24 protein-coding genes and 1 tRNA gene are annotated in these 24092 nt (G+C 44.3%); 15 read left to right on the forward strand and 10 right to left on the reverse strand.

Annotation, left to right across the window (positions count from 1 at the left end; all coding sequences use genetic code 11):
* Positions 1-40: 40 nt before the first annotated feature.
* The 3 genes from LC20001_RS03140 to LC20001_RS03150 all read right to left on the reverse strand — a co-directional run bounded on the left by LC20001_RS03140 (position 41) and on the right by LC20001_RS03150 (position 2393).
* Entirely contained in the window at positions 41-784 is a 744-nt protein-coding gene (locus tag LC20001_RS03140) for an amino acid ABC transporter ATP-binding protein (RefSeq protein WP_003677222.1), read from the reverse strand.
* Positions 785-799: 15 nt separating this feature from the next.
* Positions 800-1486 carry an amino acid ABC transporter permease gene (locus LC20001_RS03145; protein ID WP_010010879.1) on the reverse strand — a complete coding sequence of 229 codons (687 nt, stop codon included), beginning with the start codon at positions 1484-1486 and terminating at the stop codon, positions 800-802.
* A 106-nt stretch (positions 1487-1592) separates the two neighbouring features.
* Positions 1593-2393, reverse strand: a complete 801-nt coding sequence (locus LC20001_RS03150) for a transporter substrate-binding domain-containing protein (protein ID WP_010010880.1) — start codon at positions 2391-2393, stop codon at positions 1593-1595.
* Between the two features lie 262 nt (positions 2394-2655).
* On the opposite strand from LC20001_RS03150, the gene LC20001_RS03155 reads away from it, so the two are divergent.
* The 7 genes from LC20001_RS03155 (at position 2656) to menC (ending at position 11865) form a co-directional block, all read left to right on the forward strand.
* Complete coding sequence (locus tag LC20001_RS03155) at positions 2656-3915, forward strand: hydroxymethylglutaryl-CoA reductase, degradative (protein WP_010010881.1); 1260 nt, start codon at positions 2656-2658, stop codon at positions 3913-3915.
* 392 nt (positions 3916-4307) lie between these two features.
* Positions 4308-4679, forward strand: a complete 372-nt coding sequence (locus tag LC20001_RS03160) for a hypothetical protein (RefSeq protein WP_010010882.1) — start codon at positions 4308-4310, stop codon at positions 4677-4679.
* Positions 4680-4862: 183 nt separating this feature from the next.
* Complete coding sequence (locus tag LC20001_RS03165; RefSeq protein WP_010010883.1) at positions 4863-6689, forward strand: heavy metal translocating P-type ATPase; 1827 nt, start codon at positions 4863-4865, stop codon at positions 6687-6689.
* A 285-nt stretch (positions 6690-6974) separates the two neighbouring features.
* Complete coding sequence (locus LC20001_RS03170; RefSeq protein WP_010010884.1) at positions 6975-8276, forward strand: isochorismate synthase; 1302 nt, start codon at positions 6975-6977, stop codon at positions 8274-8276.
* Complete coding sequence (gene menD / locus LC20001_RS03175) at positions 8266-9951, forward strand: 2-succinyl-5-enolpyruvyl-6-hydroxy-3-cyclohexene-1-carboxylic-acid synthase (protein WP_010010885.1); 1686 nt, start codon at positions 8266-8268, stop codon at positions 9949-9951. Before LC20001_RS03170 ends, menD begins: the two co-directional genes overlap by 11 nt.
* Positions 9944-10753, forward strand: coding sequence for a 2-succinyl-6-hydroxy-2,4-cyclohexadiene-1-carboxylate synthase (gene menH, locus LC20001_RS03180; RefSeq protein ID WP_010010887.1), 810 nt, complete (start codon positions 9944-9946; stop codon positions 10751-10753). Before menD ends, menH begins: the two co-directional genes overlap by 8 nt.
* Positions 10753-11865, forward strand: a complete 1113-nt coding sequence (gene menC / locus LC20001_RS03185; protein WP_010010888.1) for an o-succinylbenzoate synthase — start codon at positions 10753-10755, stop codon at positions 11863-11865. Before menH ends, menC begins: the two co-directional genes overlap by 1 nt.
* Before the next feature lie 13 nt (positions 11866-11878).
* On the opposite strand, the gene LC20001_RS03190 is transcribed toward menC, so the two are convergent.
* Positions 11879-13207 carry an APC family permease gene (locus LC20001_RS03190; RefSeq protein ID WP_010010889.1) on the reverse strand — a complete coding sequence of 443 codons (1329 nt, stop codon included), beginning with the start codon at positions 13205-13207 and terminating at the stop codon, positions 11879-11881.
* 151 nt (positions 13208-13358) lie between these two features.
* Positions 13359-14291, reverse strand: a complete 933-nt coding sequence (gene gnd, locus LC20001_RS03195; protein ID WP_003677204.1) for a phosphogluconate dehydrogenase (NAD(+)-dependent, decarboxylating) — start codon at positions 14289-14291, stop codon at positions 13359-13361.
* Between the two features lie 212 nt (positions 14292-14503).
* Here gnd and LC20001_RS03200 point away from each other — a divergent pair, with 212 nt between their 5' ends.
* Complete coding sequence (locus tag LC20001_RS03200; RefSeq protein ID WP_010010891.1) at positions 14504-15349, forward strand: MurR/RpiR family transcriptional regulator; 846 nt, start codon at positions 14504-14506, stop codon at positions 15347-15349.
* A 36-nt stretch (positions 15350-15385) separates the two neighbouring features.
* Here LC20001_RS03200 and LC20001_RS03205 read toward each other — a convergent pair whose 3' ends face one another.
* A complete protein-coding gene (locus LC20001_RS03205; protein ID WP_010010894.1) occupies positions 15386-15745 on the reverse strand; it encodes a DUF4828 domain-containing protein in 360 nt (119 codons plus the stop codon).
* A 304-nt stretch (positions 15746-16049) separates the two neighbouring features.
* On the opposite strand from LC20001_RS03205, the gene LC20001_RS03210 reads away from it, so the two are divergent.
* The 4 genes from LC20001_RS03210 to LC20001_RS03225 all read left to right on the forward strand — a co-directional run bounded on the left by LC20001_RS03210 (position 16050) and on the right by LC20001_RS03225 (position 19368).
* Positions 16050-17051, forward strand: a complete 1002-nt coding sequence (locus tag LC20001_RS03210; protein ID WP_010010895.1) for a Gfo/Idh/MocA family protein — start codon at positions 16050-16052, stop codon at positions 17049-17051.
* Entirely contained in the window at positions 17051-18310 is a 1260-nt protein-coding gene (locus LC20001_RS03215; RefSeq protein WP_010010896.1) for a DEAD/DEAH box helicase, read from the forward strand. Before LC20001_RS03210 ends, LC20001_RS03215 begins: the two co-directional genes overlap by 1 nt.
* Positions 18303-18641, forward strand: coding sequence for a PTS lactose/cellobiose transporter subunit IIA (locus tag LC20001_RS03220; RefSeq protein WP_010010897.1), 339 nt, complete (start codon positions 18303-18305; stop codon positions 18639-18641). The genes LC20001_RS03215 and LC20001_RS03220 overlap by 8 nt, the downstream gene beginning before the upstream one ends.
* 313 nt (positions 18642-18954) lie before the next feature.
* Positions 18955-19368 (forward strand): DUF3284 domain-containing protein, encoded by a 414-nt coding sequence (locus tag LC20001_RS03225; protein ID WP_010010898.1) that lies wholly within the window; start codon positions 18955-18957, stop codon positions 19366-19368.
* A gap of 40 nt (positions 19369-19408) precedes the next feature.
* On the opposite strand, the gene LC20001_RS14665 is transcribed toward LC20001_RS03225, so the two are convergent.
* A complete protein-coding gene (locus tag LC20001_RS14665; protein ID WP_010010899.1) occupies positions 19409-19531 on the reverse strand; it encodes a hypothetical protein in 123 nt (40 codons plus the stop codon).
* A 238-nt stretch (positions 19532-19769) separates the two neighbouring features.
* On the opposite strand from LC20001_RS14665, the gene LC20001_RS03230 reads away from it, so the two are divergent.
* Positions 19770-19843: transfer RNA gene (locus tag LC20001_RS03230), tRNA-Arg, on the forward strand.
* A 91-nt stretch (positions 19844-19934) separates the two neighbouring features.
* Here LC20001_RS03230 and LC20001_RS14370 read toward each other — a convergent pair.
* From LC20001_RS14370 to LC20001_RS03240, 3 genes are all read right to left on the reverse strand, one after another.
* Positions 19935-20096, reverse strand: coding sequence for a hypothetical protein (locus LC20001_RS14370; RefSeq protein WP_010010900.1), 162 nt, complete (start codon positions 20094-20096; stop codon positions 19935-19937).
* 45 nt (positions 20097-20141) lie between these two features.
* On the reverse strand, positions 20142-20357 hold the full coding sequence (locus LC20001_RS03235) for a CsbD family protein (protein ID WP_010010902.1): 216 nt from the start codon (positions 20355-20357) through the stop codon (positions 20142-20144).
* A 113-nt stretch (positions 20358-20470) separates the two neighbouring features.
* Positions 20471-21721, reverse strand: coding sequence for an aminopeptidase (locus LC20001_RS03240; protein WP_010010903.1), 1251 nt, complete (start codon positions 21719-21721; stop codon positions 20471-20473).
* Between the two features lie 216 nt (positions 21722-21937).
* Here LC20001_RS03240 and LC20001_RS03245 point away from each other — a divergent pair, with 216 nt between their 5' ends.
* Positions 21938-22552, forward strand: coding sequence for a TetR/AcrR family transcriptional regulator (locus LC20001_RS03245; RefSeq protein WP_010010904.1), 615 nt, complete (start codon positions 21938-21940; stop codon positions 22550-22552).
* Positions 22553-22735: 183 nt separating this feature from the next.
* Positions 22736-24085 carry an IS4 family transposase gene (locus LC20001_RS03250; protein ID WP_035457969.1) on the forward strand — a complete coding sequence of 450 codons (1350 nt, stop codon included), beginning with the start codon at positions 22736-22738 and terminating at the stop codon, positions 24083-24085.
* The last annotated feature ends 7 nt before the right edge of the window (positions 24086-24092 follow it).

Here is a 24092-nt window from a genome sequence, read left to right on the forward strand (position 1 = left end):
TATTCATCAACAGGATTTGACAAAGAGCCACCATTTTTAGTTATTTGACCATGAAATTCATTGCGGACAAGAAATCATGGATCCGTTCCGTTGGTTCGGTGAAGAAGGTTTTGGGATCACCACTGTAGAGAATCTCGCCTTCTTCTAAGAAGATGATTTGATCAGCAACACCGCGAGCAAATTCCATATTGTGTGTCACCACGATCATCGAGTTGTGTTCTTGGGCGAGCTTTAATAAGACGCGCAAAACGTCAGCTTCTAGCTCAGGATCCAGCGCTGAAGTTGGCTCGTCGAAGAACATATACTTCGGTTTCATCGCTAAAGCGCGGGCGATGGCAACACGCTGCTGTTGACCGCCGGACAACGCCGTCGGAAATTGATCCGCTTTGTCCGCTAAACCAACTTGGGCTAATAAGCCTTTAGCCGTTGAAGTCGCTGCAGCCGGTGATTGTTTCAAAACGTGAATCGGCGCTTCAGTGACGTTTTTTAAAACAGATAAATGAGGGAATAAATTGAAACTTTGGAAAACCATCCCAGTTTGGCGGCGAATACTCAGAATATCTTTTTCGGCAATTGCTTTACTAAAATCTAATTCTAGATCATCGAAGTGATACAAGCCGCTTTCCGGCCGTTCCAGTAAATTCAATGAGCGCAGTAACGTCGATTTACCGGAACCAGAAGGACCAACGATCACGGTGGTTTTATGTTCAGGAAAGGCGATGTTCACGTCGTTTAGCGCGTGGCGCTCGCCGTAAATTTTATTAACGTGTTCAAGTTTTAGCATAGGGCCCTCCTTAAATTAATGTTGTGTTGGAACATAGCGTGACGTCCATTTTTCCAAGTAGCCTTGTAGGATCGTCAGTGCGGTACAGATCACTAGATAAACGAGCGCAACCAGTGAATATAACAGTAGGGGTTCGTAGGTTTTAGCTGAGATCTGTTGACCAACAGTGAACATTTCTACGATCGTGATGCTGGAAGCCAATGAGGTGTCCTTAACTAAACCGATAAATGAGTTGGATAATGGTGGTAAAGAAACACGTACGGCTTGCGGTAAAATAATGCGGAAAAGTACTTGACGTCGGGTCATGCCTAGCGTTAAGGCAGCTTCCCATTGACCATTAGGAATCGACAAAATCGCTGCACGGATCGTTTCCGAACTGTAGGCACCGACATTTAGTGTGAAAGTAATGATTGCTGCAGTCCACGGGCTAAACTGAACACCCAGGTTAGGTAAACCGAAGAAAACAATAAATAATTGAACTAATAGTGGTGTGCTACGGAAAATCCAAACATAACCCCAAAATAAGCCGCGAATAATTTGGAATGGTCCACGGATCGGCGATAAGCGCACCATCGCGGTGAGCAATGCCAATAGTAAGCCGAGAACAAATGAAATTAAGGTTAGTGGGATCGTGTATTGGATCGCGGCGGTAATGATCTGTGGTAAAGCAGAGGTCACGATTTCCCAAGTACTGCTCGACATGAAAAACATCCTTTCGTGCGATATATGTAGAAAGAGTGGACCAGCTGGTATTCATCCGGATTTGGATGACGCCATGACCCGCTGTCCCACTCTCAAACGTGCATCGTTATTTTTTAGTTACATCAGTACCAAAGTATTTTTGTGATATTTTCTTTAAAGTACCATCTTTTTGTAGACTCTTTAGGGCTTTATTAACGGATTTGTTCAAATTCTTATCTTTCTTATTCAACATACCCGCGATTTCTTGTGTTTCTAATTTTGAACCACCGGAGATCAATTTGATTTTAGCATTAGGCTTTTGCTTCAAATAAGCACCAAATGCTTCAACTGAGTTGATCGTCCCATCGGCACGACCTTGTTCAACTAATTCGATCGATTGTTCAAAACCACTACTTGAGACGATCGATGCACCTAAATTACGTGCATCGGTCGCATTATTACTAGAAGCAGTTTGGGCCATCTTTTTACCTTTGATATCCGTGATCTTCTTAATATCTTTATTGCCCTTTTTAACTGCTAATTCGGACTTGCTGTAAATATACGGAGTGGTGAAACGGTATTTGGCTTTACGTTGTTTAGTTACAGCCATGTCGTTCAATACGAGATCGTATTTATTAACGTTTAAACCGGCGATCAGTGAGTCAAATTGTGTTTCGACAAAGACAGGTTTGAGCTTCATTTTCTTTGCAACGGCCTTACCGACTTCAACTTCGTAACCAGTCAGTTTGCCATCTTCATGGTAGCCATAAGGTTGATAGGTGCCTTCCAAACCGATCTGGAGGGTGCCCTTTTTATTTAGTTCAGCGGTGACGGCTTTACTAGCTGCGTGAGTTGGTGTTGCTGCAGGTGCGACGGCCAACAAAAAGGCTGCTGCTGTTGCCCCGAGAATCCCCAAAAACTTTTTCATTATCTAAATCCACCTCAATTAATATTTTAATAACTTACAAATCGTCAACAAGCATAAGTATATAACATTTCAAGGCATTTTTTAACCAAGTTGATGAATTTTCTTAATGAGTGACGTGTTAAAATGAAATACAAATCGTTATAAAGGGTGAATTGATCCTCTCAGTCAATGGTACGTGCGGGATGAACATAGAAGTTAAGCCAGTACCTATTTTGGCATAGAATCTTATCACATTAACATGTTACTTAAAGGAGTGCTTTTCTTGGCCAAGAAATTTTATCAACTTAATCGTTTACAACGGATCACCTATTTAGTTAAAAATAAAATGCTAACACTGCGGGATGCAGCATTTTTTACTAATCATACTGGATTAACTCAAGAACGAGCTGGGCAATTGGTGGAAAATCAGTTGACCACTTTTGCTTTGCCAGAAGGGATTGCGCGCAACGTACTGGTCAACGGCAAGTTACATCAGGTGCCAATGGTGACTGAAGAGCCTTCAGTGATTGCTGCTGCCAGTAATGGGGCTCGCTTAGCTGCATTTGGTGGCGGCTTTACGGCAACGCAGCCACAACGGCTGTTGATTGGGCAGATCGTGCTAACTGAGGTGCTGGATATTGCAACAATCACGGATCAGATCACTGATCAAGAAGCACAACTGTTACAAGTGGCTGATCAGGCGCATCCCTCACTGAAAAAACGGGGTGGCGGAGCACGTTGGCTGCGGGTACGTCAGTTGAGCACACAAGAGCTTTCAATTGATTTAGCAGTTGATGTGCAGCAAGCAATGGGGGCTAACATGTTAAATTCTATGTTGGAGGCAGTGGCTGATTACTTGCAAACTAAATTGGCGCTGACCCCGTTGATGAGTATTTTGTCGAATTATATACCTGAAAGCACGGTGACAGCTACTGTTGCGATACCGGTAGCTGTTTTGGCGACTGCAACTATTTCCGGGGCAACCGTGGCAGCGAAAATAGTAGCGGCTAGCCATATTGCCCAGATAGATCCATATCGGGCGGTTACGCATAACAAAGGTATTATGAATGGTATTGATGCAGTGGTACTGGCCTTTGGTAATGATTTTCGCGCAATTGAAGCTGGTGTTCATGCTTATGCTGCGCGTGATGGTCAGTATCGTGGCCTTAGCCATTGGCAGGTCAATGGTGCTGAACTGCGGGGAGAATTGACTTTACCGTTACCAGTCGGTTTTGTTGGTGGTGCGACTAAATTATTACCGGCGGTGTTACCTAACCAGCGCTTAGCCGCAGTCGATTCAGCTGAAGAGTTAATGCAAGTAATCTGCGCACTAGGCTTAGCCCAAAATTTAGCGGCTTTAAAGGCATTGGTAACCACTGGTATTCAGCAGGGCCATATGTTATTGCAGGCTAAAAGTTTAGCTGTGACCGCTGGTGCGCAACCAAACGAAGTTACAGCAGTGGTTGCAGCTTTACAACAGGCGACAACGATGGATCTCGCTACGGCTAAACGATTATTGGTACAATTGCGTCAGTTACAATAATTGCTGGTCTAAAAATAAGTATCTTTTTCTATGTAATTTTCACATTATAGTTATGAGATAAAGTTTGAATTTAATGCAAATTAGCGCTTTTATTTCACCACTGATAGATTGATCGATTTACTTGCTAGTATATTTATTGCGCGCTAAATTAAAATGAATTATATTAAAGATACACTCCTAATAGGTTATTATCAGGTGAATGACTGACTGTCGAAACGACGGTCGGTCATTTATTTATATTTTTGAATGCTGCTGTTAGCGTCCAATTATTATTTACTAGGCCTATTTTGCTTATTGAAAGAAAAAATTTATTTTTATGATAACGACTATTGATTTAACCGCTTACTTACTGTTATAATAACTATGATGTTAGCAAGAGGAGTGGTTAAATCATGGGATATCGTAATGGGGAACGTGATGAATTAACTTTAACCGTCGTTGAGCCGTGGCAACGCCAGTCGGGTGAGTATTATTTACTACTCCAAGATCGAAAGGGCCAGCAGTATGAATGGCAGCAGAGTTACCCGCGGCGATTATTTGAACATACAGGGTCAGCTTTTCGCTTGTGTACCGGTGATCAGTTAGTAGTTAAATTTACTGTACGAGTGTTATTGCAGAATCAGCATTATAGTATTCAACATGTTTTTATTAAGCAAATTCGCCATCTTGTTGCGCGTCCTGATTTACCACCAGAAAAACAGCGTGAATTAAAACGATTAGAGGCTGAATTAGCTGAAGGTAAGTCGTTATACGAAACTTATTAAAATTAAGCAATATATTGAAGTGAAATCAGTTATCAACTAGTTCAACAGCGGTATTCAGCAATCTGCTCACCCAATTAGTTGCTATGACTGGTTTTTTTATTTTTGTTGTATCGCGCCATCGCCAATTAGTTTCGTTAGTTTAGTCGTGGTGTTAGAGTGGAAGCAAGGGAGGAGGAATCAGCGATGAAACATAGTTATAAATTGGCTGCGACGGTCGTGATCGGTATTGTCGCGTTGATCTTGCAATTTGTTTTTGGGCAACCAGTAATAGCGCAAATCTTGGTCACTGGTTTAGGGACATTGATGGCATTTTCGATGTTAATTGAGATGATTAGAACGCTGCGTTCAGGTAAATACGGTATTGATTTATTGGCGATCATGGCCATTGTCGCTACTTTAGCGGTGGGCGAATACTGGGCTAGTTTGCTGGTCTTGGTTATGCTGACTGGTGGTGATTCACTGGAAGATTATGCTGCGCAGCGTGCCGGCTTGGAATTAAAATCGTTATTGGATAATTCGCCGCAGGTCGCGCACCAACTAGTGAATGATCAGCTAACCGATATCCCAGTAACTGCGGTAAAAGTTGGTGATCATTTGGTGGTTAAGCCAGGGGAGATCGTGCCGGTGGATGGACGTGTCCTGAGTGGTGTTTCTAGTTTTAATGAGGCGTCACTGACCGGTGAAGCACGGCCGATTGAAAAGCCAGTCGGCGCTGAATTATTATCGGGTTCGCTTAACGGTGATATTTCCGTGACGATGGTCGTTGATCAAATTGCTGCTAACAGCCAGTATCAAGCGATTATTAAGCTAGTTAAACAATCAGAAGCGCAGCCAGCTCACTTTGTACGGATGGCTGATCGTTATGCGGTACCGTTCACTTTGATCTCACTATTGATTGCCGGCGCAGCATGGGTGTTCTCTGGCGATCCAGTACGGTTTGCGGAAGTGCTGGTGGTTGCATCGCCATGCCCGCTGATCTTGGCGGCACCAATCGCGCTAGTTGCAGGGATGAGTCGGGCTAGCCGGAACGGTATTATTGTTAAAACTGGCACGACTATTGAAAAATTAGCCCGTGCCCGCACGATCGCCTTTGATAAAACAGGGACGATCACTCAAGGCCAGTTAACGGTAGCTAAGGTTGTGCCTCTAGCACATTTGAGTGCTGCTGAATTATTACAATTGGCGGCTAGCGCAGAGCAACAATCAAGCCATATTTTAGCGCGTTCGTTGGTTGATTACGTTGGAACAACTGAGTTACTGCCACTGAGCCATTTAAATGAAGTAACTGGGGCTGGTGTTACCGCTGACGTGGCGGCGCACCATGTTAAAGTCGGCAAATTGAATTATGTGGCACCGCAAGTGACTAAATCACCGACTCAGCAAACCGCGATTCACGTTGTGGTTGATGAAACTTATGTTGGTTATATTGAATTTAGCGACCAAGTTCGTCCTGAAGCTGCGGCGACGATTACGCGTTTACGGCAACTGGGTTTGCAACAAGTGATGATGCTGACTGGTGATCAGGCAACCACTGCACAAACAATCGCACAGGCTGTTGGTGTGGATAAAGTTCACGCTGGTTGTTTACCACAGGATAAAATTAATTTACTTAAGGCGGTAGCACCCGAACAACAGCCGGTGATCATGGTCGGTGATGGAGTCAATGATGCGCCATCGTTAACGGCAGCTGATGTGGGAATCGCAATGGGCGCTCATGGTGCCACGGCTGCCAGTGAGTCGGCCGACGCGGTTATTTTGAAGGATGATCTTAGCCGAGTGGCACGTGCAGTGAGGATTGCCCAAGAAACAATGCGCATCGCAAAAAGTGACGTCTTAACTGGTATCGTGATCTTGGTTATTTTAATGCTGATCGCGGCAACAGGTGTGATCCCAGCCTTACTTGGTGCGCTTTTCCAAGAGGCAGTTGATACGATCACAATTTTATTAGCGTTACGGGCACGGCGAGATCGGCAACCAGTGGTACCAACTACTATCAGTAAATTAAGTTAATATTTATTAATTGAGTGTCAAAAGTTAACTATTTTATGAGCTGGAATAATTTACTATTACTGATTTAGACAGCGGCAAAAAATATGCGTAGATTGAGTTGTAAATTTAGCAACGGTGCAGTCACTTTTTAATGAATGATCAGACTAGCCATGGGTTTTCTTATTAGGTAACTTAGCAGCAAACTTGCGGGTTGGCTGCTTTTTTTATTCAGCGGAAAAGATAGTAGTCAATTATGTATTGGTAGCGCATAATAAGACGAGAAATCAAAGTGAAAAGAGTGAAAAAGTGTTACAAGCAAGAAAAACAAAAGTGACTTGGTCTGCGGCACAGTGGCGGCAATACGAAAGTCGTGGCGTGCAGTTGGACCAGTACGCCGTTTTTGAAAACACGGATCAAACAGTAGCTTGGTATGGCTTTGGTGCAGTAGCAACTTATACCCCTAGCTCACCGGCGGCTTTTACAGCGGTGGCGGCATGGGTAAAGCAATTGCGGCAGCAACTAGTAAGTGCGGTATCTAGCCAGGATATTGCCATTCTAGGTGGCTTTGCTTTTTCTACACCAGGTGCCACACAGCATAACGGATGGGGCGCGCTGGCTAATGGTTATTTTATGTTGCCGCGTTTCTTGGTCAAACGTTCTGGTGGGCAAACCGAGTTGATTGAATTGTCTGCAGCAGCTTTTGCCTCGGCTGATCTTTTAGCTGATTTTGAACAATTTTTGCCGGCTATAGTGCAACCTGGGGTCGAAGTGGACTTACTACAACAGGTTGAAGATGCCGCATCTTGGCAGCAAGCTGTACAGCAGGTGGTTACACGGCTACAAACTGACGCGTATTTACAAAAAGTTGTTTTGGCGCGGACTTTAATGGTGACGGCAGCTCAACCGTTCAGTGTGACACAACTACTCTTAGCATTACGTCAAGTACATACACAGGTCTATCATTTGGTACTCAAGGTTGCTGATCAATTGTTCATTAGTGCGACACCGGAGCGTCTAGTAGCAGTGCAAGGTCAACACTTAGCCACAGCTGCCGTTGCTGGTACGACCGCGCGGGGAGTAGATGCAGCCACCGATGCGGCGTTAGGGGCTGCCTTGCTAAAGGACCAGAAGAATCGTGCTGAGCAACAGATCGTGGTCACGGCAATTCAGCAGCGGCTACAAAATTTGACAACGGAATTAGTGTTACCAGCGCGGCCGCAATTGTTAAAGAGTCAACAGGTGCAGCATTTGTATACACCGATCACCGCCAAACTACAGCCAGCAGCTGATTTATTTACGGCAGTGGCGGCGTTACATCCAACTCCAGCATTAGGTGGTCAGCCAGCAGCATTGGCGTTGCCATTGATCCAACAGTTGGAACCAGAATATCGCGGTTTATTCGGTGCGCCTTTTGGCTATGCAACATTAGCCGGTGACGGTGAATTTGCAGTGGCAATTCGCTCGATGCTGGTGCAGCAGCAACAAGCGTTTTTATTTGCCGGTGCGGGAATCGTGGCTGCTTCAAAACCGGCTGCTGAGGTTCGCGAAACTACTTTGAAGTTTCAGCCGATGCTACAACTATTGCGAGGTGTTGATCATGCAAAATGAAACATTAACGTTAAATACGCACCGTTTGATCAGTGGGTTGATCGCGCAGGGGGTCCACCAATTTGTGATTTCACCTGGCTCGCGGTCAACACCAGTAGCACTATTGATTGCGGAGCGGGTACAGCAGCAGCCAGCGCTACGGATTTTTGTTGATGTAGATGAACGTTCGGCGGCCTTTTTTGCGCTGGGTATGGCCAAAACGCAGCAAGTTCCGGTGGCTCTAGTTTGTACTTCGGGCACTGCAGCTGCCGAATATTTACCAGCTTTAGCCGAGGCGCGTTTATTACATATTCCGTTGATCGTTTTGACCACTGATCGGCCGCTGGAATTAACTAATATTGGTGCACCGCAGGCAATCGATCAAACTGAACTATATGGGAAGCAAGTCAAACAATCACAGCGGCTTGAACTACAACAGCCGGGAACGACTAACGCGGACTTCATTGCGTTTCAAAGTCAGCGCAGCGTATTGACAGCAATGGCTTTGCCCCGTGGTCCGATTCAGCTTAACTTACCACTACGCAAACCGTTGTTACCAGACTTAGGCGTTACGCCGCCGCAAATCAAAACAGTGACAGTACCCCAAGCAACGGTGGCCTTAGCGCCGACTGCTTTGACTGAACTGGCAGGTCAGCTACAAGGTAAGCGTGTCTTATTGATTGCTGGTCCAGAAGAAGACTCCGCTTACCGAGCAACCTTGTTAGCATTAAGTCAAAAATGTCATTGGCCACTTTTGGCAGATAGTTTAGCTAATCTACGGGGACGCGGTGCGGTGATCAGTAACTTTGATCTGCTTTTTCAAGCGCGAACCACATTGCCGGCTGCCTTACAACCGGATGTGATCATTCGGTTTGGTAGCACGCCCGTTTCAGCGCCATTGATGACGTGGCTGGAGCAACAAACGGTGCCGCTTTATTTGGTTGGGGCACAACGGCAAATGGCTGACTATAGTCGGGCCACCACCCATGTTTTGGCAGCAGATGAGCAGCTCCTATTGGCGGAACTTTTGGCGGTGATGCCAGCCCAAGATGCAACCTATTTAGCTAATTGGCAGCAATATGCGCAGCGACTGCAGACCAAGCTAACTGTGCCAACTGAGTTAAATGAAGTGACGAGCGTGCAGGTGTTGGATCGTTTATTGCCAGCAACTAGTCGCCTATTTATCAGCAATAGTATGCCGATTCGCGATGTGGAAGATTTTTATTCTGGTCAGGCGGTACGTGAGCTTTACTGTAATCGCGGTGCTAATGGTATTGATGGTGTAGTTTCGACGGCCGCGGGTATGGCGACTTTAGGTGGCGCCAATTATTTATTGATCGGTGATCTAGCCCTATTCCATGATATGAATGGTTTGATGATGTTACGCCGTTATCAATTACCATTGACAATTGTGGTAATCAATAATAACGGTGGCGGTATTTTCTCATTCTTACCACAGGCAGCTGCAACTGATTATTTTGAAGATCTATTTGGTACGCCACAAGCACTTGATCTGGCGCAAGTTGCAGCTCTATATCAGCGCTCGTACCAAAAAGTCACTACACTGGTCGAATTTGAACAAGCGCTGCAGATGCAGGTGCAATTTATTGAAGTGATTTCGCAACGCGCAGATAATTTACAATTACATCGGCGTTTGGTTAGTTGCTTGAAACAGGAGTTGAGCGGTGATGATTAAACGCACATGCAATATTCGGGGTCAAATTTATCGATTGACGACTTGGGGACAGCCGCAAGCACAAGCATGGTTATTTTTACATGGGTTTATGGGCAGCGCGGCTGATTTTGCCCCCATTGCTGCGGAACTAAATGGTTATCGCATCTGTTTGGATTTGATTGGTTTTGGACCGCAAGCACCAACCGTGCCTGCACGACGCTTAAGTATGGCTGCACAGATAACCGATCTAACCTTAATATTAGCTGAATTAGGCGTGACGCAGGTCAAATTAGTTGGCTACTCAATGGGCGGCCGTTTAGCGCTGGGTTTTACCTTAGCACAGCCACAATTGGTTCCTCATTTGTACTTAGAAAGTAGTACGGCTGGTCTAGCCGGTCCGCAGCAGCGTGAACAGCGGCAACGCCATGACCATGAATTGGCGGTTCAGCTCCGTACTACCGGATTGCCAGCCTTCGTGGCCGCATGGGAACAATTACCGTTATTTGTTAGTCAACGGCAAATGCCGCCGATACAGCAACACCGGATGCGGCAACAACGCCTACAACAAAACCCGGAAAATTTAGCGGCTTCGCTGGAACAAATGGGTACTGGTAGTCAACCTAATTTTTGGCCACTACTTCCGCAAATGACGACGCCGACAACCTTGATCGTCGGTGGCCAGGATCAAAAGTTTTATCAGATTGCGCAGCGGTTGCGAAGGTTGATACCAAAAGCCAAGTTAGTGGTATTGACTGATGCTGGACACAATACTCATTTTGAAGCGCCGGAACAATTTATTAACCTGCTAAAGGACGGTTGCTAATGCAAATAACCCAAATACAATTACAACAGATCGGCCTGCCGTTACAGACGCCATTTGTTACCGCTCATGGCACGACCAAATTACGGATCACAACGTTAGTCACCGTTTATTTGGACAACGGTTATAGTGGTGTGGGCGAACTTACCGCCTTTACGGATAGCCGTTATTTACCGGAAACCCAAGCTAGTGCATGGACGGTTTTGCAGCACGAAATTGCGCCGTTATTACGTGGCTTTGAGTTTACACGGCCAAGCGAACTGGCGACCTATTTACAGCAGCAATTACGTGGCAACCAACTTGCTTGTGCCGCGGTGGAAACGGCAGTGTGGGCAGCATATGCAAAGCGACAACAGCAGCCGTTAGCTCACCTGCTTGGAGGTAACGTGCGGCCAATTCCAGTTGGTATTAGCTTAGGCCATTTTGCGACAACGACTGAATTATTAGCCCAGGTCACGGCTAGTGTGGCTGCTGGTTATCAGCGGGTCAAGTTAAAATTGACAGGACCGGCTGATGTGGCCCAAGTTGCGGCTGTTCGGGCAAGGTATCCACAATTAACGCTGATAGTTGATGCCAATTCGGCGTTCACGCCTGCTGATTTGCCAGCACTACAGCAGCTGGATCAACTTGATTTGGCTTTGATCGAACAGCCATTTGCTAACGATGACTTTGTTCAACACGCATGGTTGCAACAACAGTTACATACTGCTATTTGTTTAGATGAAAATATTTTAACGTTGGCTGATGCTCAAACAGCGGTGGCCTTGAAAAGCTGTCGCGCAATCAACTTAAAAATTACCCGTGTCGGTGGATTAACGACTGCATTGGCCATTGTTGCTTTTTGTCGGCAGCAGCAAATACAAGTTTGGTGCGGCGGTATGTTGGCGAGCGGTGTTAGCCGAGCCTTTGATTTGGCTTTGGCTAGTCGTATGGAATTTACGCTACCAGGTGATATTTCGGCCAGCGCGCGTTATTTTAAACAAGATGTTTTGCAGCAACCATTAGAATTACGGCATGGTTGCCTACAACTAGCCGCTACACCAGGCTTAGGCGTCACGGTTGATCAGCAAGTGGTACAACAGCATTTGCTTAAAGAAAAATGGTTACGGCTATAAAAAAGAACGCAAATCAATGCGTTCTTTTTTGCATATATTGATGCCAATAATAAAGTGGTAATCCAATAGCAGTCAATCCTAGGCCGGTAAAAGCAAGGCTCGGCTGTGTTAAAAAGGTGGCTACTAAAATGAATAGACCACCGGCTAAAGCTAACAATGGGATAACTGGGTAGCCGGGTACTTTGTATGGTCGCACCATCTCTGGTTCGCGCCGGCGTAAAATAAAAACAGCGATAAAAATCAAGCAACTGAAGATCCAAATCACGAATACCAGCATATCAGTCAATAAATCAAAACTGCCAAGTAACATCATAATGATCGCCACTGCTAATTCAAATAATCCGGCCAGGTAGGGAACCTTGGTGTGTGTGGTTAAGCGCCGTAAATATTGACTGAACGGTAATTGATTTTCGTAAGCCAAGGCAAAGGGGATGCGCATACCCGTTAGCGTGTAGCCGTTGATCGCACCGTAAACAGAAATCAAAATGCCAATCGTCACTAATTTACCGCCTAAATTACCAAATATCTGAAAGGCCGCATCAGCCGCCGCGTTAAGATTACCTTGCAAAGCGGTCAGTGGTAAAGTCCGGAGAAAAACAAAATTGATCACCACATAGATCAATGTGATCAAGGCTAAACCAAGTACAATCGCTAACGGTAGGTCGCGCTTTGGCCGTTTTAATTCACCAGCAATACTACCAACGTTGAGCCAACCATCATAGGCAAACATTGTAGCCAACAAGCCACTACCTAAGGCGGTCCAGAAATTATGTTCCGGTGCTGCTGTCAATGGTAACAACGAAAAATGGACTGGAGCTGGAGCTAGTAAGCCGAAAATAACGATCAAGGCGATCGGAATCAATTTGAAAATCAAAGTCACGACTTGCAGCGCCCCGCCAACACGCGCACCAAGAAAATTGATTAGCGTCAGACTGACGGCACATAGAATCGCTAGTGGAATCAGTAATCCAGCGGTTAAATGAAATAAATTGATCAACTGCGTGCTAAAAACGATCGAAAGTGCCGCAACATTGGCTGGGAAATAGATCAGCATTTGTGCCCAACCTAATAAAAATGCCCACGGTTTGCCATAAGTGTATTCAATATATTTGATTGCTCCGCCAGTTTGGGGTATGGCAGTGGCTAATTCAGCAACCGTTAAGCCGGCACAAATTGTTAGGAGACCGCCGAGCAGCCAAACAAATAAAGTGAGATTAGCTGTGCCTGCTTCAGTGGTGACACTGGCAACTTTGAAGAAGACACCACCGCCGATCACTGTGCCCATTACCGTTGCTAAGGCTGAAGCTAAGCCCATCTCGCGTTTTAAGCCATTTTGTTCCATTAATAAAAATCCTCACTAAAATAGAATAATCGGATTATAGCATGGCTTTCTGAAAATTCAGTGAAAGTTGCTTAGAAATCAAAGCGAAAAAAGAAGTACCACAACGTCAGTAGACTTAATTGTCTAGTGATGCTGTGGTACTTCAGAAGGACTATTTTTTATCGACGGCGTGGCCACCAAATTGATTACGTAAAGCTGCAACTACTTTACCTGTATAGGTATCATCTTCTAGTGAACGGTAACGATTCATTAAGCTTGCCGCAATAACTGGTGTGGGTACCTGCAAGCGGATGGCTTCTTCTAATGTCCATTTACCTTCACCGGAGGAGTACATTTTACCTTGTAAATGTTTCAAGCCTGGATCTTCCTTGAAGGCCGCTGCAGCCAATTCCATAAGCCAACTGCGGATCACTGAGCCGTGGTTCCACATATCAGCAACCGCAGCATGATCGTATTTGTATTCACTGTGTTCCAACACGTCAAAACCTTCAGCAATTGCCTGCATCATGCCGTATTCGATACCATTATGGATCATTTTTAAATAGTGACCGCTACCGACTGCACCGGTATAAAGATAACCAGCAGGCGCCGCGATTGACTGAAAAATAGGTTCGATCGTTTTGAATAAGTCTTGATCGCCACCGATCATAAAGTTACCACCATTTAATGCGCCGGCCATACCGCCAGAGGTTCCAACATCGAAGAAGTTAATGCCTTTGGTAGCCAGTAATTCGCTATGCGCAATCGAGTCGCGATAAAAAGAATTGCCGCCATCGATGACAATATCGCCAGCGGATAACTGCTGGCTTAATTCAGTAATCACACTTTGGGTGATTTTACCCGCCGGCACCATTACCCAAATGATCCGTGGTGTTGCTAATTGTGCAATTAATTCGGTTGTATCTGAAGCCGGCTGCGCACCAACTTTAGCGGCTTGTGCCCGCGCGGTTTCATCTAAATCATACGCAATGACTTGGTGGTCGTGGTTTTGCAGATTAGTCACCAAATTTAAGCCCATCTTACCTAAACCAATCATCCCTAGTTTCATGTTGCGTCCTTCTTTCGTAAAAGTTATCGACTGCAGTATACGAAAATATTTTTCTAAAATCAAGTGCATTTTAATGAAAATATTTTTCCAACAGTTTCATTTATGTTATACTAAATCTAATGAAAAAAGTCTACTGTATAGCATTTGCTTGAAAAATTTTCTTGCGGTCGTGGTAAGAATATTGCGGCAAAGAAGCGCCTTTATGACTTATTTGCTAATTAAGTAGCGGTAGCGCGGAGGTGAACCGGATGAATGAGATCAGTCAGCGGGTACAGCAATTTGCAGCTGAACTATCCAGTGCAGAAAAGAAACTTGCGACATTTTTGCAGCAGTCACAAAATCTACCTGATAATTTAACGATTAGCAGTTTAGCCCAGGCTAGTAAAGTTTCCACAGCGACAGTTTCGCGCTTTGCTAAAAGTTTGGGTTACGCAAATTTTGCGGCATTACGGGTGGCATTGATCAGTGAAGTCCAACGAAATGGGGCATTGTTTGAGGAAGTGGAGGCTAATGACGACGCGTTGACCGTGGCCCATAAGGTCTTTGCTGCTAACCAACATTCATTGAGTAGCACACTAGCGTTACTGGATCAAAGTGATCTGGAGCAAGCGGTCAAATTACTGACTGCGGCGCGCAAAGTGAGTTTCTTTGGTCTCGGTGGCTCGAATGTTGTAGCTGCGGATGCTTATCATAAATTCATGCGGACACCACTAGATGTGAATTTTAATACTGATTTTCATTTGCAATTAATGCAGGCAGCACGGCTACAAGCACAAGATTGTGCGGTGGTGATTTCGCACACGGGTCGGGATGAGCAAGTGTTGCAATTGGTTCACCAGTTACAAGCACATCAGGTACCCTTGATCGTACTCACCAGTTTTGCTAAATCACCACTGGCGCAGAAAAGTACGGTCACATTTATTTCTATGGCTGATGAGTCTAAGTATCGTTCTGAGGCACTGTCTTCAATGTTGGCACAGATCAGTATCATGGATACCTTATTTTTACTAGTCAGCTTGGCTTTACCAGCAAAAACGCAGGTCACCTTCAACCAAATTCGCCAAGTGATTGGGCAGACGCGGCGCGGCAAATAAAAAAGTCGCACCTGAGTCAGCGCGACTGTGAACAATTTAATGTTTATTTTGTTGAATTGGGTAAGTACGGTGATCCGCTTCGTCATAGATCTCAAATGGACGTTCGTAGGCGGCTGTAATCTGTAATTCATAACCGTACTGATCAAGAAATAATAGTTGATGGGCTGTTAAAGTCGTGACGGTACCGGCTAATGGATGATCATCGATACTGATGGTTAATTGTGGTGAAATTTTAAGTTGGTGGTGGCGGGCTTGTTTGATATCATAAAAAAGCCATGTACCCACATAGATCGCTGTGGGGTCATTTTTTTGTGCCGCTTTAGCGGGTAACTTAAATTTGAATTGTTGAAGCCGCTGCAGCAAGCTTTGGCTACGGTCAAAAACATTTCTAAACATTCGCCTAGCACCTTCTTAGTGATTAGCCCAAGTGACTAATTTTCACTCGATTTTTAGACCGCTTTCCGGCGGCATGCAACGCCCAGCTGAGTAGTTATTTTATTAATTTCATAATAACACGTTTAGGTACTTTGTGGCTGAAAAGACAGTGAATATTGTTGCGATTTTTGTTCACATTCAAATCAGCGCATGTTTATCGCTTTTTAGGCGTAACTAAGGTAAAATTAAGCCAGAAAGTAACGCAGACAATGTGGCAGTAATAATGGCAAGTAGTAAGTCTATTCAGATGAGGAAAGGTGAGGTTATGTTAAAACTTGGTATTATTGGCACGAATTTCATTACGGATCAATTTATTGAGGCAGCGTTGGCTACCGGCAACTATCAATTGACAACCGTTTATTCACGTAGTCAAGAAAAAGCCCAAGCAGTAGCAGATAAATATCAGGCTAGCGAAACGTTTACTGATATCGATCGCTTTTTCGCTGAAGGTGCATTTGAAGTGGTTTATATTGCGTCACCGAATAGCTTGCATTTTCAACAGGCTAAGTTGGCAATCGCTGCCGATAAGCATGTGATCGTTGAAAAGCCGGCCTTTTCCAATCCAACCGAAATGGCGAATATTACGGCATTATTGTCCAATAAGCCACATTTATTCTTGTTTGAAGCTGCGCGGCACATCCACGAACCTAATTTTAAGGTTGTGCAAACGGCCATTAAACAATTGGATAAATTGCAAGGGGCAGTATTGACTTATATGAAATACTCATCCCGCTACGATAAATTTTTAGCAGGTGAAGAACCCAATATCTTCTCGCCAAGCTTTTCTGGCGGCGCATTGCAGGACCTAGGCGTTTATGTGGTTTATGATGCGATTGCTTGGTTTGGTGTGCCGGAAGCGACACACTACTATGCAAGCTTATTACCAAATGGGATTGATGGTCGTGGAACGGCTGTTTTACGGTACGCCGACTTTGACCTAACGTTAATGGTGGGTAAAAATGCAACTTCTTATTTACCATCAGAAATCTACGGTTTGAAAGAAACGTTGGAACTAGGTAATAACGCAGCTGACTTACAATCAGTTAAACTGCACCGCGGCGCTGAAACTAAAGTATTGAGCACCCCACCAGAAACTAACCCAATGATCGCGGAAGCACAAGATTTTTACCGGATCATCACCGAAAATGATCGTGCGGCAGCTGCGGAAAATGCGCAACTTAGCCGTCAGGTCAACCAACTATTGTATGATTTACGCCGTTCAGCAGGAATCGTATTTGCTGCGGATATAGAGGAGCAGAAAAAATAATGGTCAGCAAAATTTTTGAACCAGTTTGGCAAGAACTAGGCTTTGATGCACCAACCGCAATTCAAAATGCGGTCTACGAACCTTTGAAAACCGATGATTCCATCTTGGGCTTGGCACCAACTGGCTCTGGGAAAACCTTAGCTTTTGCTTTACCTTTGATGGAAAAAATTGTGCCAGGGGATGGCTTACAACTATTGATCTTAGCACCAGCTCAGGAATTAGCCATGCAGGAGCGTACCGCAATTCAACCATTTGCCCAAGCTGCAGGTTTGAAGATCCAAGCGGTTGCTGGCGGAGCGAATATTCGCCGCCAAATTGAACGTTTGAAACAAAAACCAGAAGTTCTGGTGGCGACGCCAGGACGGTTATTGGAACTGATCGATCAGCGCAAAGTTAAAATGCATAAATTGCAAACAATCGTGATCGACGAAGCTGACAAACTGTTGACGGATGAAAGTCGAGAAATGACGCGTGATGTTGTTCGCCGAGCGCCAGGAGAAACGCAACTGGCGTTCTTTTCTGCGACGAAAATTCCGGTGCTGGATGAACTGCCAAAATGGTTCGGCGTACCGGTAACCCTTTTTGATGTTCGTGCTGAAGACAATAGTGCTGGCGAGGTTCAACATTTATTTTTGGAAGCGCCAATTCGTAAGCGGGTCGACTTATTACGGCGGCTAAGCCATATCGATGATTTTTACGGCTTGGTCTTCTTTGCTACTTTAGCTGAACTGGAAAAAGTGGCTAAAGTTTTACAACATCAGCATGTACCCGTTGCAATTTTAGACAGTGATCTACGGCAAACAGAGCGGGAAAAGGCCCTAACTGGATTGCGCAAACGGCAGATCAAATTATTGCTAACAACTGACGTTTCTGGACGTGGATTAGATATTGCAGCTTTGCCAGCGGTGGTCAATTATGATCTGCCGATTGATTTGATCACTTATATCCATCGAGCAGGGCGTACTGGCCGGATGGGCCACGCCGGGATGGTGGTTACGTTAGGTAATGAGCGCCAATTCCGTGATCTCAAACAGTTAGTGCGCAGTCGCTATCAGGTTGCGCAAGGCTATTTATACCAAGGAACACTGACCACAACTAAACCCGCGCATGAACAACATCCACTGAAGAAGAAAAAGCCGGCGCCAATGGCAGCTAAACCAGTAACACCGGTTAAGCCAAAGAAGAAAAAGCAACGGCAACGTAACCGATTAAATAAAGGTAAACGAAGAAAGACGAACGAAGGCGACAAAAATGATTGAGCATAATGTTGCTGAAGTCATGACCATCATGACTAGTAGTACGCAGGCGCATAGTTTGTTGGAGGCGGCGTTAACGGCAGCTAAAACTAATGATTTTGTATTGGCACGGCATAAGCTGCAAGCTGCTGATGACGCGCTGACCGAAGCGCGCAATGCACAGACAACTTTATTGACGCGGGAAGCGCGCGGGCAGACGGTACCGATGACGTTACTGTTGATCCACGCGCAAGATCATTTAATGAGTACGGTCACGTATCGGGATGCGGTTAGCGAAATGATCACGCTGTATCAAAAAATTGCGGGTCTTTTAGCAGAAAAAACGTCTGATTAATTTTAATTTGGCTGTGAGTAGCGTATACTAACAAGCAGAAAATAGCATTATTAATACGGACTTTTTTGATGGTGACCGTAAGTTTTACGCGGAGAAGTATAATGTTGGGTTGCTACGTAATGTTTTTGTGGCCAACAAAATGATGATTGTCCGTAACATCAGAGATTTTTTGGTACAAAAAATAACCACGTTTGTGGGGTAGAACCATGTTTCTTGCGGTACGGTCTTTGCCACAAGAATGGCTATCGCCCGTAACATCAGAGATTTTTTGGTACAAAAAATAACCACGTTTGTGGAGTAGAGGTGATCGTAAATGAGAATTGAACAGTTATTGAACGTTCCTGCCGCATTCTTGTATCATCAAATTATTGATGCGGAACTTTTTGAAATTCACGCGCACACTGGTCGCCAGCTAACTGCTGCTCAGTTAGAGGGCTTTACTTATCAAAAACAATTAGATGATGCAACGCGGGCTCAGGTAACGATCACCAAAAATGTGCTGAATCGTAGCTATCATTATCAAACGGTGACTGAGTTCAATCGGTACGAAGTTAAGTATGATATGTTACCAATCGAAACTGATAAAAGTAAGATCGTTTACGAAGAAAAAGTCATTGCGCGCGCTTGGCAACAGCGGCTGCTTGATTTTGTCAGTAATACGTTACTCGGCGGTTTGCGGCGGCATAACTTTAGAAAAATGTTTCAACAAATTGAAAAGTCATATTAGTGCAAAAAAGTCCGCCAGTTTCCTGGTGGACTTTTTTTGCTTAAAGCTTGATCATTGGGTGTTCGCCACGATGATTGCAAATCTTTTTTGATTCACGAATATGTGTCCGATTGTACCCAGCAATGTATAATGCGATCAAGGCGATCGTAATAAAAGCTGCCATAATTTCACTTCCCTACATGTATATGGCGCTTCGGGCAAAACAACTAAAAAGGGTGTTAGATTACCTTTTTAGGTTTATTTGGTCGGAAAAGACTAGCATAGTACTTTGCCAACTTGCTCAAATATTCATACTAGAATAACATAATTTAGCGGATTTGTAACCCTTTTTGCCTAAACTGCGGTTACAAAGGGAGTTCAGTATTTACAAGAACCCAAAATCATGAAATAATAGATTACATGGCCCCTTAGCTCAGCAGGATAGAGCAATCGCCTCCTAAGCGATAGGTCACCGGTTCGATTCCAGTAGGGGTCATAGTCGCAATAAGCAGATCAATTGAAGCACTTGACTTGATTAGACATTCAGTCTAATCAGTTTCGGTAGCTTTACGTTGATCTGCTTATTTTTATTCCCATTTATATAGTGGACCACCGTTCAGCTTGCGTTCGTTGATTTCTTCTAACGCTAACGGAAGGAATCGTGGTTGTGGCCGTTGAATACTATCGGCAAAATTTTTCGGCCATTCGCGGAGACGCCGGCCGAAACTTTTCTTTGCAGGTTTAGTCACTAATACAACCTCCTTACAGTATAAGCCGAAAAGCAAATCAAATTATTATTTGTGCTTGCGGTCTAACTTTTCTTTGGCGTCTTCAAACGATGCTTCAGCCGTGTCTTTAGCATCCGCAACTTTTTTCTTTGCTTTGCCTAGTAAGTCTTGCGCTTTACCTTTAGTTTCCTGCTTTTTGTCACCGGTAGCTTTACCAGCAGCTTTGTTTAATTTACCTTCTGCCTGTGTTTTAGCGCTATCTAAACGTTCTTCTTTAGTCATTGAAATTCCTCCTTGTAATTGAGTTATATTACTTATAATTAGTATAACTTCAACCCAAATATGAAGGCAAAATAAATGCAGCGCAAAATTTACGCTGCAAAGTAGTGACGTTTTTAATATTGATCTAACAATCCCGGTACCCAATTACCATTGCGGAAAATGGGGATTAGTCGGTCATCTTTGGTGTAGGCATCAATGGCCATGTCAGGTGCGCCAACCATGAAATCGACGTGTAATTGACTTGTATTGAGCGCGGCTGCTTTCAATTGAGCATCGATCATACTAGTACCGTCTTTGATTGAGAAGGGATAGGCGCTACCAAAGGCTAAGTGATTAGCGGCGTTTTCGTCAAAAAGAGTATTATAGAAAATTAGCCCTGAACGTGCGATTGGTGTTGCTTCTGGTACCAATGCCAGTTCACCTAAATGCTGTGCTCCGGCATCGGTGGCTAATAAATGATCTAAGGCAGATTGTCCATGATCGGCATGAGCTGCAGTGATCCTACCGTTAGTGAATGTGAAGACCATACCATCGATGATCGTGCCAGCATAACTTAAAGGCTTGGTCGCCGTAACGGTACCGTCAACGCGATAACGATCTGGTGCGGTGAAAATCTCTTCAGTTGGCATATTCGGCATAAATGTTTGCCCGTGACTATTTTCAGAGGTTGCACCGCTCCAATTATAATTTTTGGGAAGACCAATTGTGAGGTCGGTTTTGGCAGAATAGTAATGTAATCGATCAAGGGGTAATTGATTTAGTTTTGTTGCGTAGGCTTTCAGTTCAGCAGCGTGTTGTTGCCAAGCAGCGATAGGATCAGGTTGATCGATCCGTGTGATCTTGAAGATCAATTGCCATAATTTTGTCACCGCGACATTGGGCGGCAAATCAGGAAAAACGTGGTGTGCCCAATCCACCCCTGCGGCAGCAACTACCGTCCAACTAAAGCGATTGGCTTGTAAAGCTTGCATTAGCGGCTGCTTGATCTGTGCTTGAGTTTGCTGGTAAGCAGCAATTCGTTCGGCTGGTAAGCCACTTAAACTACTGGGATCGGCTGACATAACGACGATTCGTGTTGCTGCTTTGTCTAACCAATCATTAACTTGTGCGGTGGCAACCTGATCGACAGTTGTCAACCGTTCAGTGGCTGCATGAGCGATAAAAGCTTGTTGTGTCGCAGTATCTTGCCAGTTTACGATCACCTCAGCGGCGCCACGTTGATAAGCCGCAGTGGTAATCAAATGGGCAAGTTCACTTTGTTCAACTTCGATTTGTAACATCACCGTTTGGCCAGGCTGGACATTACCGCCGACTGCGACGATCAGTTCGGCGTACTGCTGTAATTGTTGTTTAAAATGAGACATAGTTAGTTCCTCCGTTTCACAACTCAGAAATAGGGATCATTTGACGTTAATACGCTTCGTCCTGAATATTCACTTGTTATCTAAAATGTTATCAATGCATAGCTGCAAGTATAGTGTCGTTCGACTACTTAAGCCGGAAAACTTCAAATCGTGTTCGTTAAAAATTCATAAGCTTTTGTTATTGTAAGGATAATCAAAATATTAGGGGCGTGCGTCATGGTTAGAAAAAAGCAGATTACACGAGAAAGAATTTTAACAGGTGCTTATCAATTAGTGGTTGCTCAAGGCTTTACTCATTTTACTGCGCGAAATGTGGCGCACGCAATTCATTGTTCAACCCAACCCCTATATCAAGAATTCGGTTCAATGGCAAACTTAAAACAGGCAATTTTGTTAAAGCTACAACATTACTTAGTGAACGAAGTGTACAACCGCCAAGTTACTGGCGATCGGATGCTGGATATGGCACTGGACTATATTAAATTTGCTCAAGATAATCCTGAATTGTATCATGTGATTTTCGTTGAGGATCATTTTGGAACCAATGCGATGCATGATTTTACTTACTGTTATGGTCAACGATTGCTGGCACATTATAAACCAGCTAAACAACTGTCCGCCGCCGCTAGTGAAAATGTCATCACTGGGATGTGGATCATTGCCCAGGGAATTGCTTCGTTGGTATCATCTAGTTTCATTACGATCAGTGAGAAGCAAGCCATCAATTTATTGCGTGCTGCGCTATATGACTTCATCCACAATAATCGTTTGGAAGATGGTCAGATCACAGTCAATTCATTACAACAATTAGATCAACTAACCAAAATATGAAAAAAGGGTTGCCGGCAGTTGCCAACAACTCTTTTCAGATTACATACTAAAGGTTGAAAGTTAATATTCCCAATTGAGTCCCAATCTGTTGGGGCTTTTTTGTTATAAAAATAGACACGAAACACTCCGTATCTGTATAATTGAGTCGTCTAAAAAACAAACATACAGAGGAGTTTTCGTGCCATGTCTACTATACAACATTCTACCCCTAATATTCACCTAGCAATGCAACATTTTTCTAAATTGGTCCAGTTACCTGACGTTTTACGTCGCGCTAATATCCATAAAACTCGTGGTATTCAGGTGCCAGTCCTGTTTGAATGGCTGATCACCACTATTTTTACGCGCTATTCCATCTTTCGTGCCGAATCTGATCCACATTTTACTAAGAAAACCGCCCGCAACTGTCTCAATAATCGCCATACAAATTGGCAACGTCTAGTTATTTTACTCGCAGTGCGGCTAATTCAATATGTTAAACACTTTACGGATACCCGCCGTGCACAAGCGCTCATCCTAGATGATTCCTTATTCAAGCGTGAGTTCTCGCGTAAAACTGAGTTATTAGCTCGGGTTTTTGATCATAATCACCAGCGCTATTATCATGGCTTTCGTACGTTAACTTTAGGTTGGAGTGATGGGAATACTTTCTTGCCCGTTGATTTTGCGCTGATGTCATCTGGCAAAGCCAAAAATCAATTAGGTCCGATCAACCAATTTGATCCGCGTACATTAGCCGCACAGCGACGAGCACAAGCCAAACGAAAAATGAATGAGGTTGCCTTAGAGCTAGTTGATTCGGCTTTAAGTGCTGGCATTAAAACTAAATACGTTCTGTTTGATAGCTGGTTTGCTTCACCAAGACTATTTTTTGAGTTACTGCAACGCGGTCAGTTTGGTGTAGGTATGCTCAAACGCAGTGAGAAAGTTTATTTTCGTTATCGTGGTCGCCAAATGGATGTTAAATCGTTGTACGAGCGCCTTCGGCGGAGTAAATGGCCTCAGCATCAGAATTATCATTATAGTCCCATTGTCACTTTCGAAGTTGGAGGTCAGCCCATGAAAGTTAAATTAGTTTTCGTTCCTAACCGAACAGATCACAGTCAGTATCTGGTTTTAGGTACAACAAAAACGACCCTAGAACCTGACCAAATCATTCAACTTTATGGTCGTCGCTGGCAGATCGAGGGCTACTTCAAAGTAGCCAAACAATACCTGCGTTTTGATCAAACCCAAGTCCAAAGTTACGATGGACTGTGCGGCCATATGGCCATGGTCATGATGAGTTACGATATTTTAGCGCTGCATCAACGCGAACAAGTTGATGAACGAACGCTTGGCGATTTATTTTATAATTTTGGCCGCCCGTTGCCGGATATTGAGATCGCAGTCGCTTTAGCTTGGTTGATGCGCCAATTAACTGGTCTAGGTGAAAAGTTAGGGCTCACAACAACCATCATTGATGAACTCTTCGATCAATTTATCCGAACACTGCCCAATAATCTGGCCCAATTATTGGGCAATGGCGTGTAATAACTGA

This window comes from Loigolactobacillus coryniformis subsp. coryniformis KCTC 3167 = DSM 20001 (assembly GCF_002706425.1).
GTDB classification, from domain to species: Bacteria; Bacillota; Bacilli; order Lactobacillales; family Lactobacillaceae; genus Loigolactobacillus; species Loigolactobacillus coryniformis.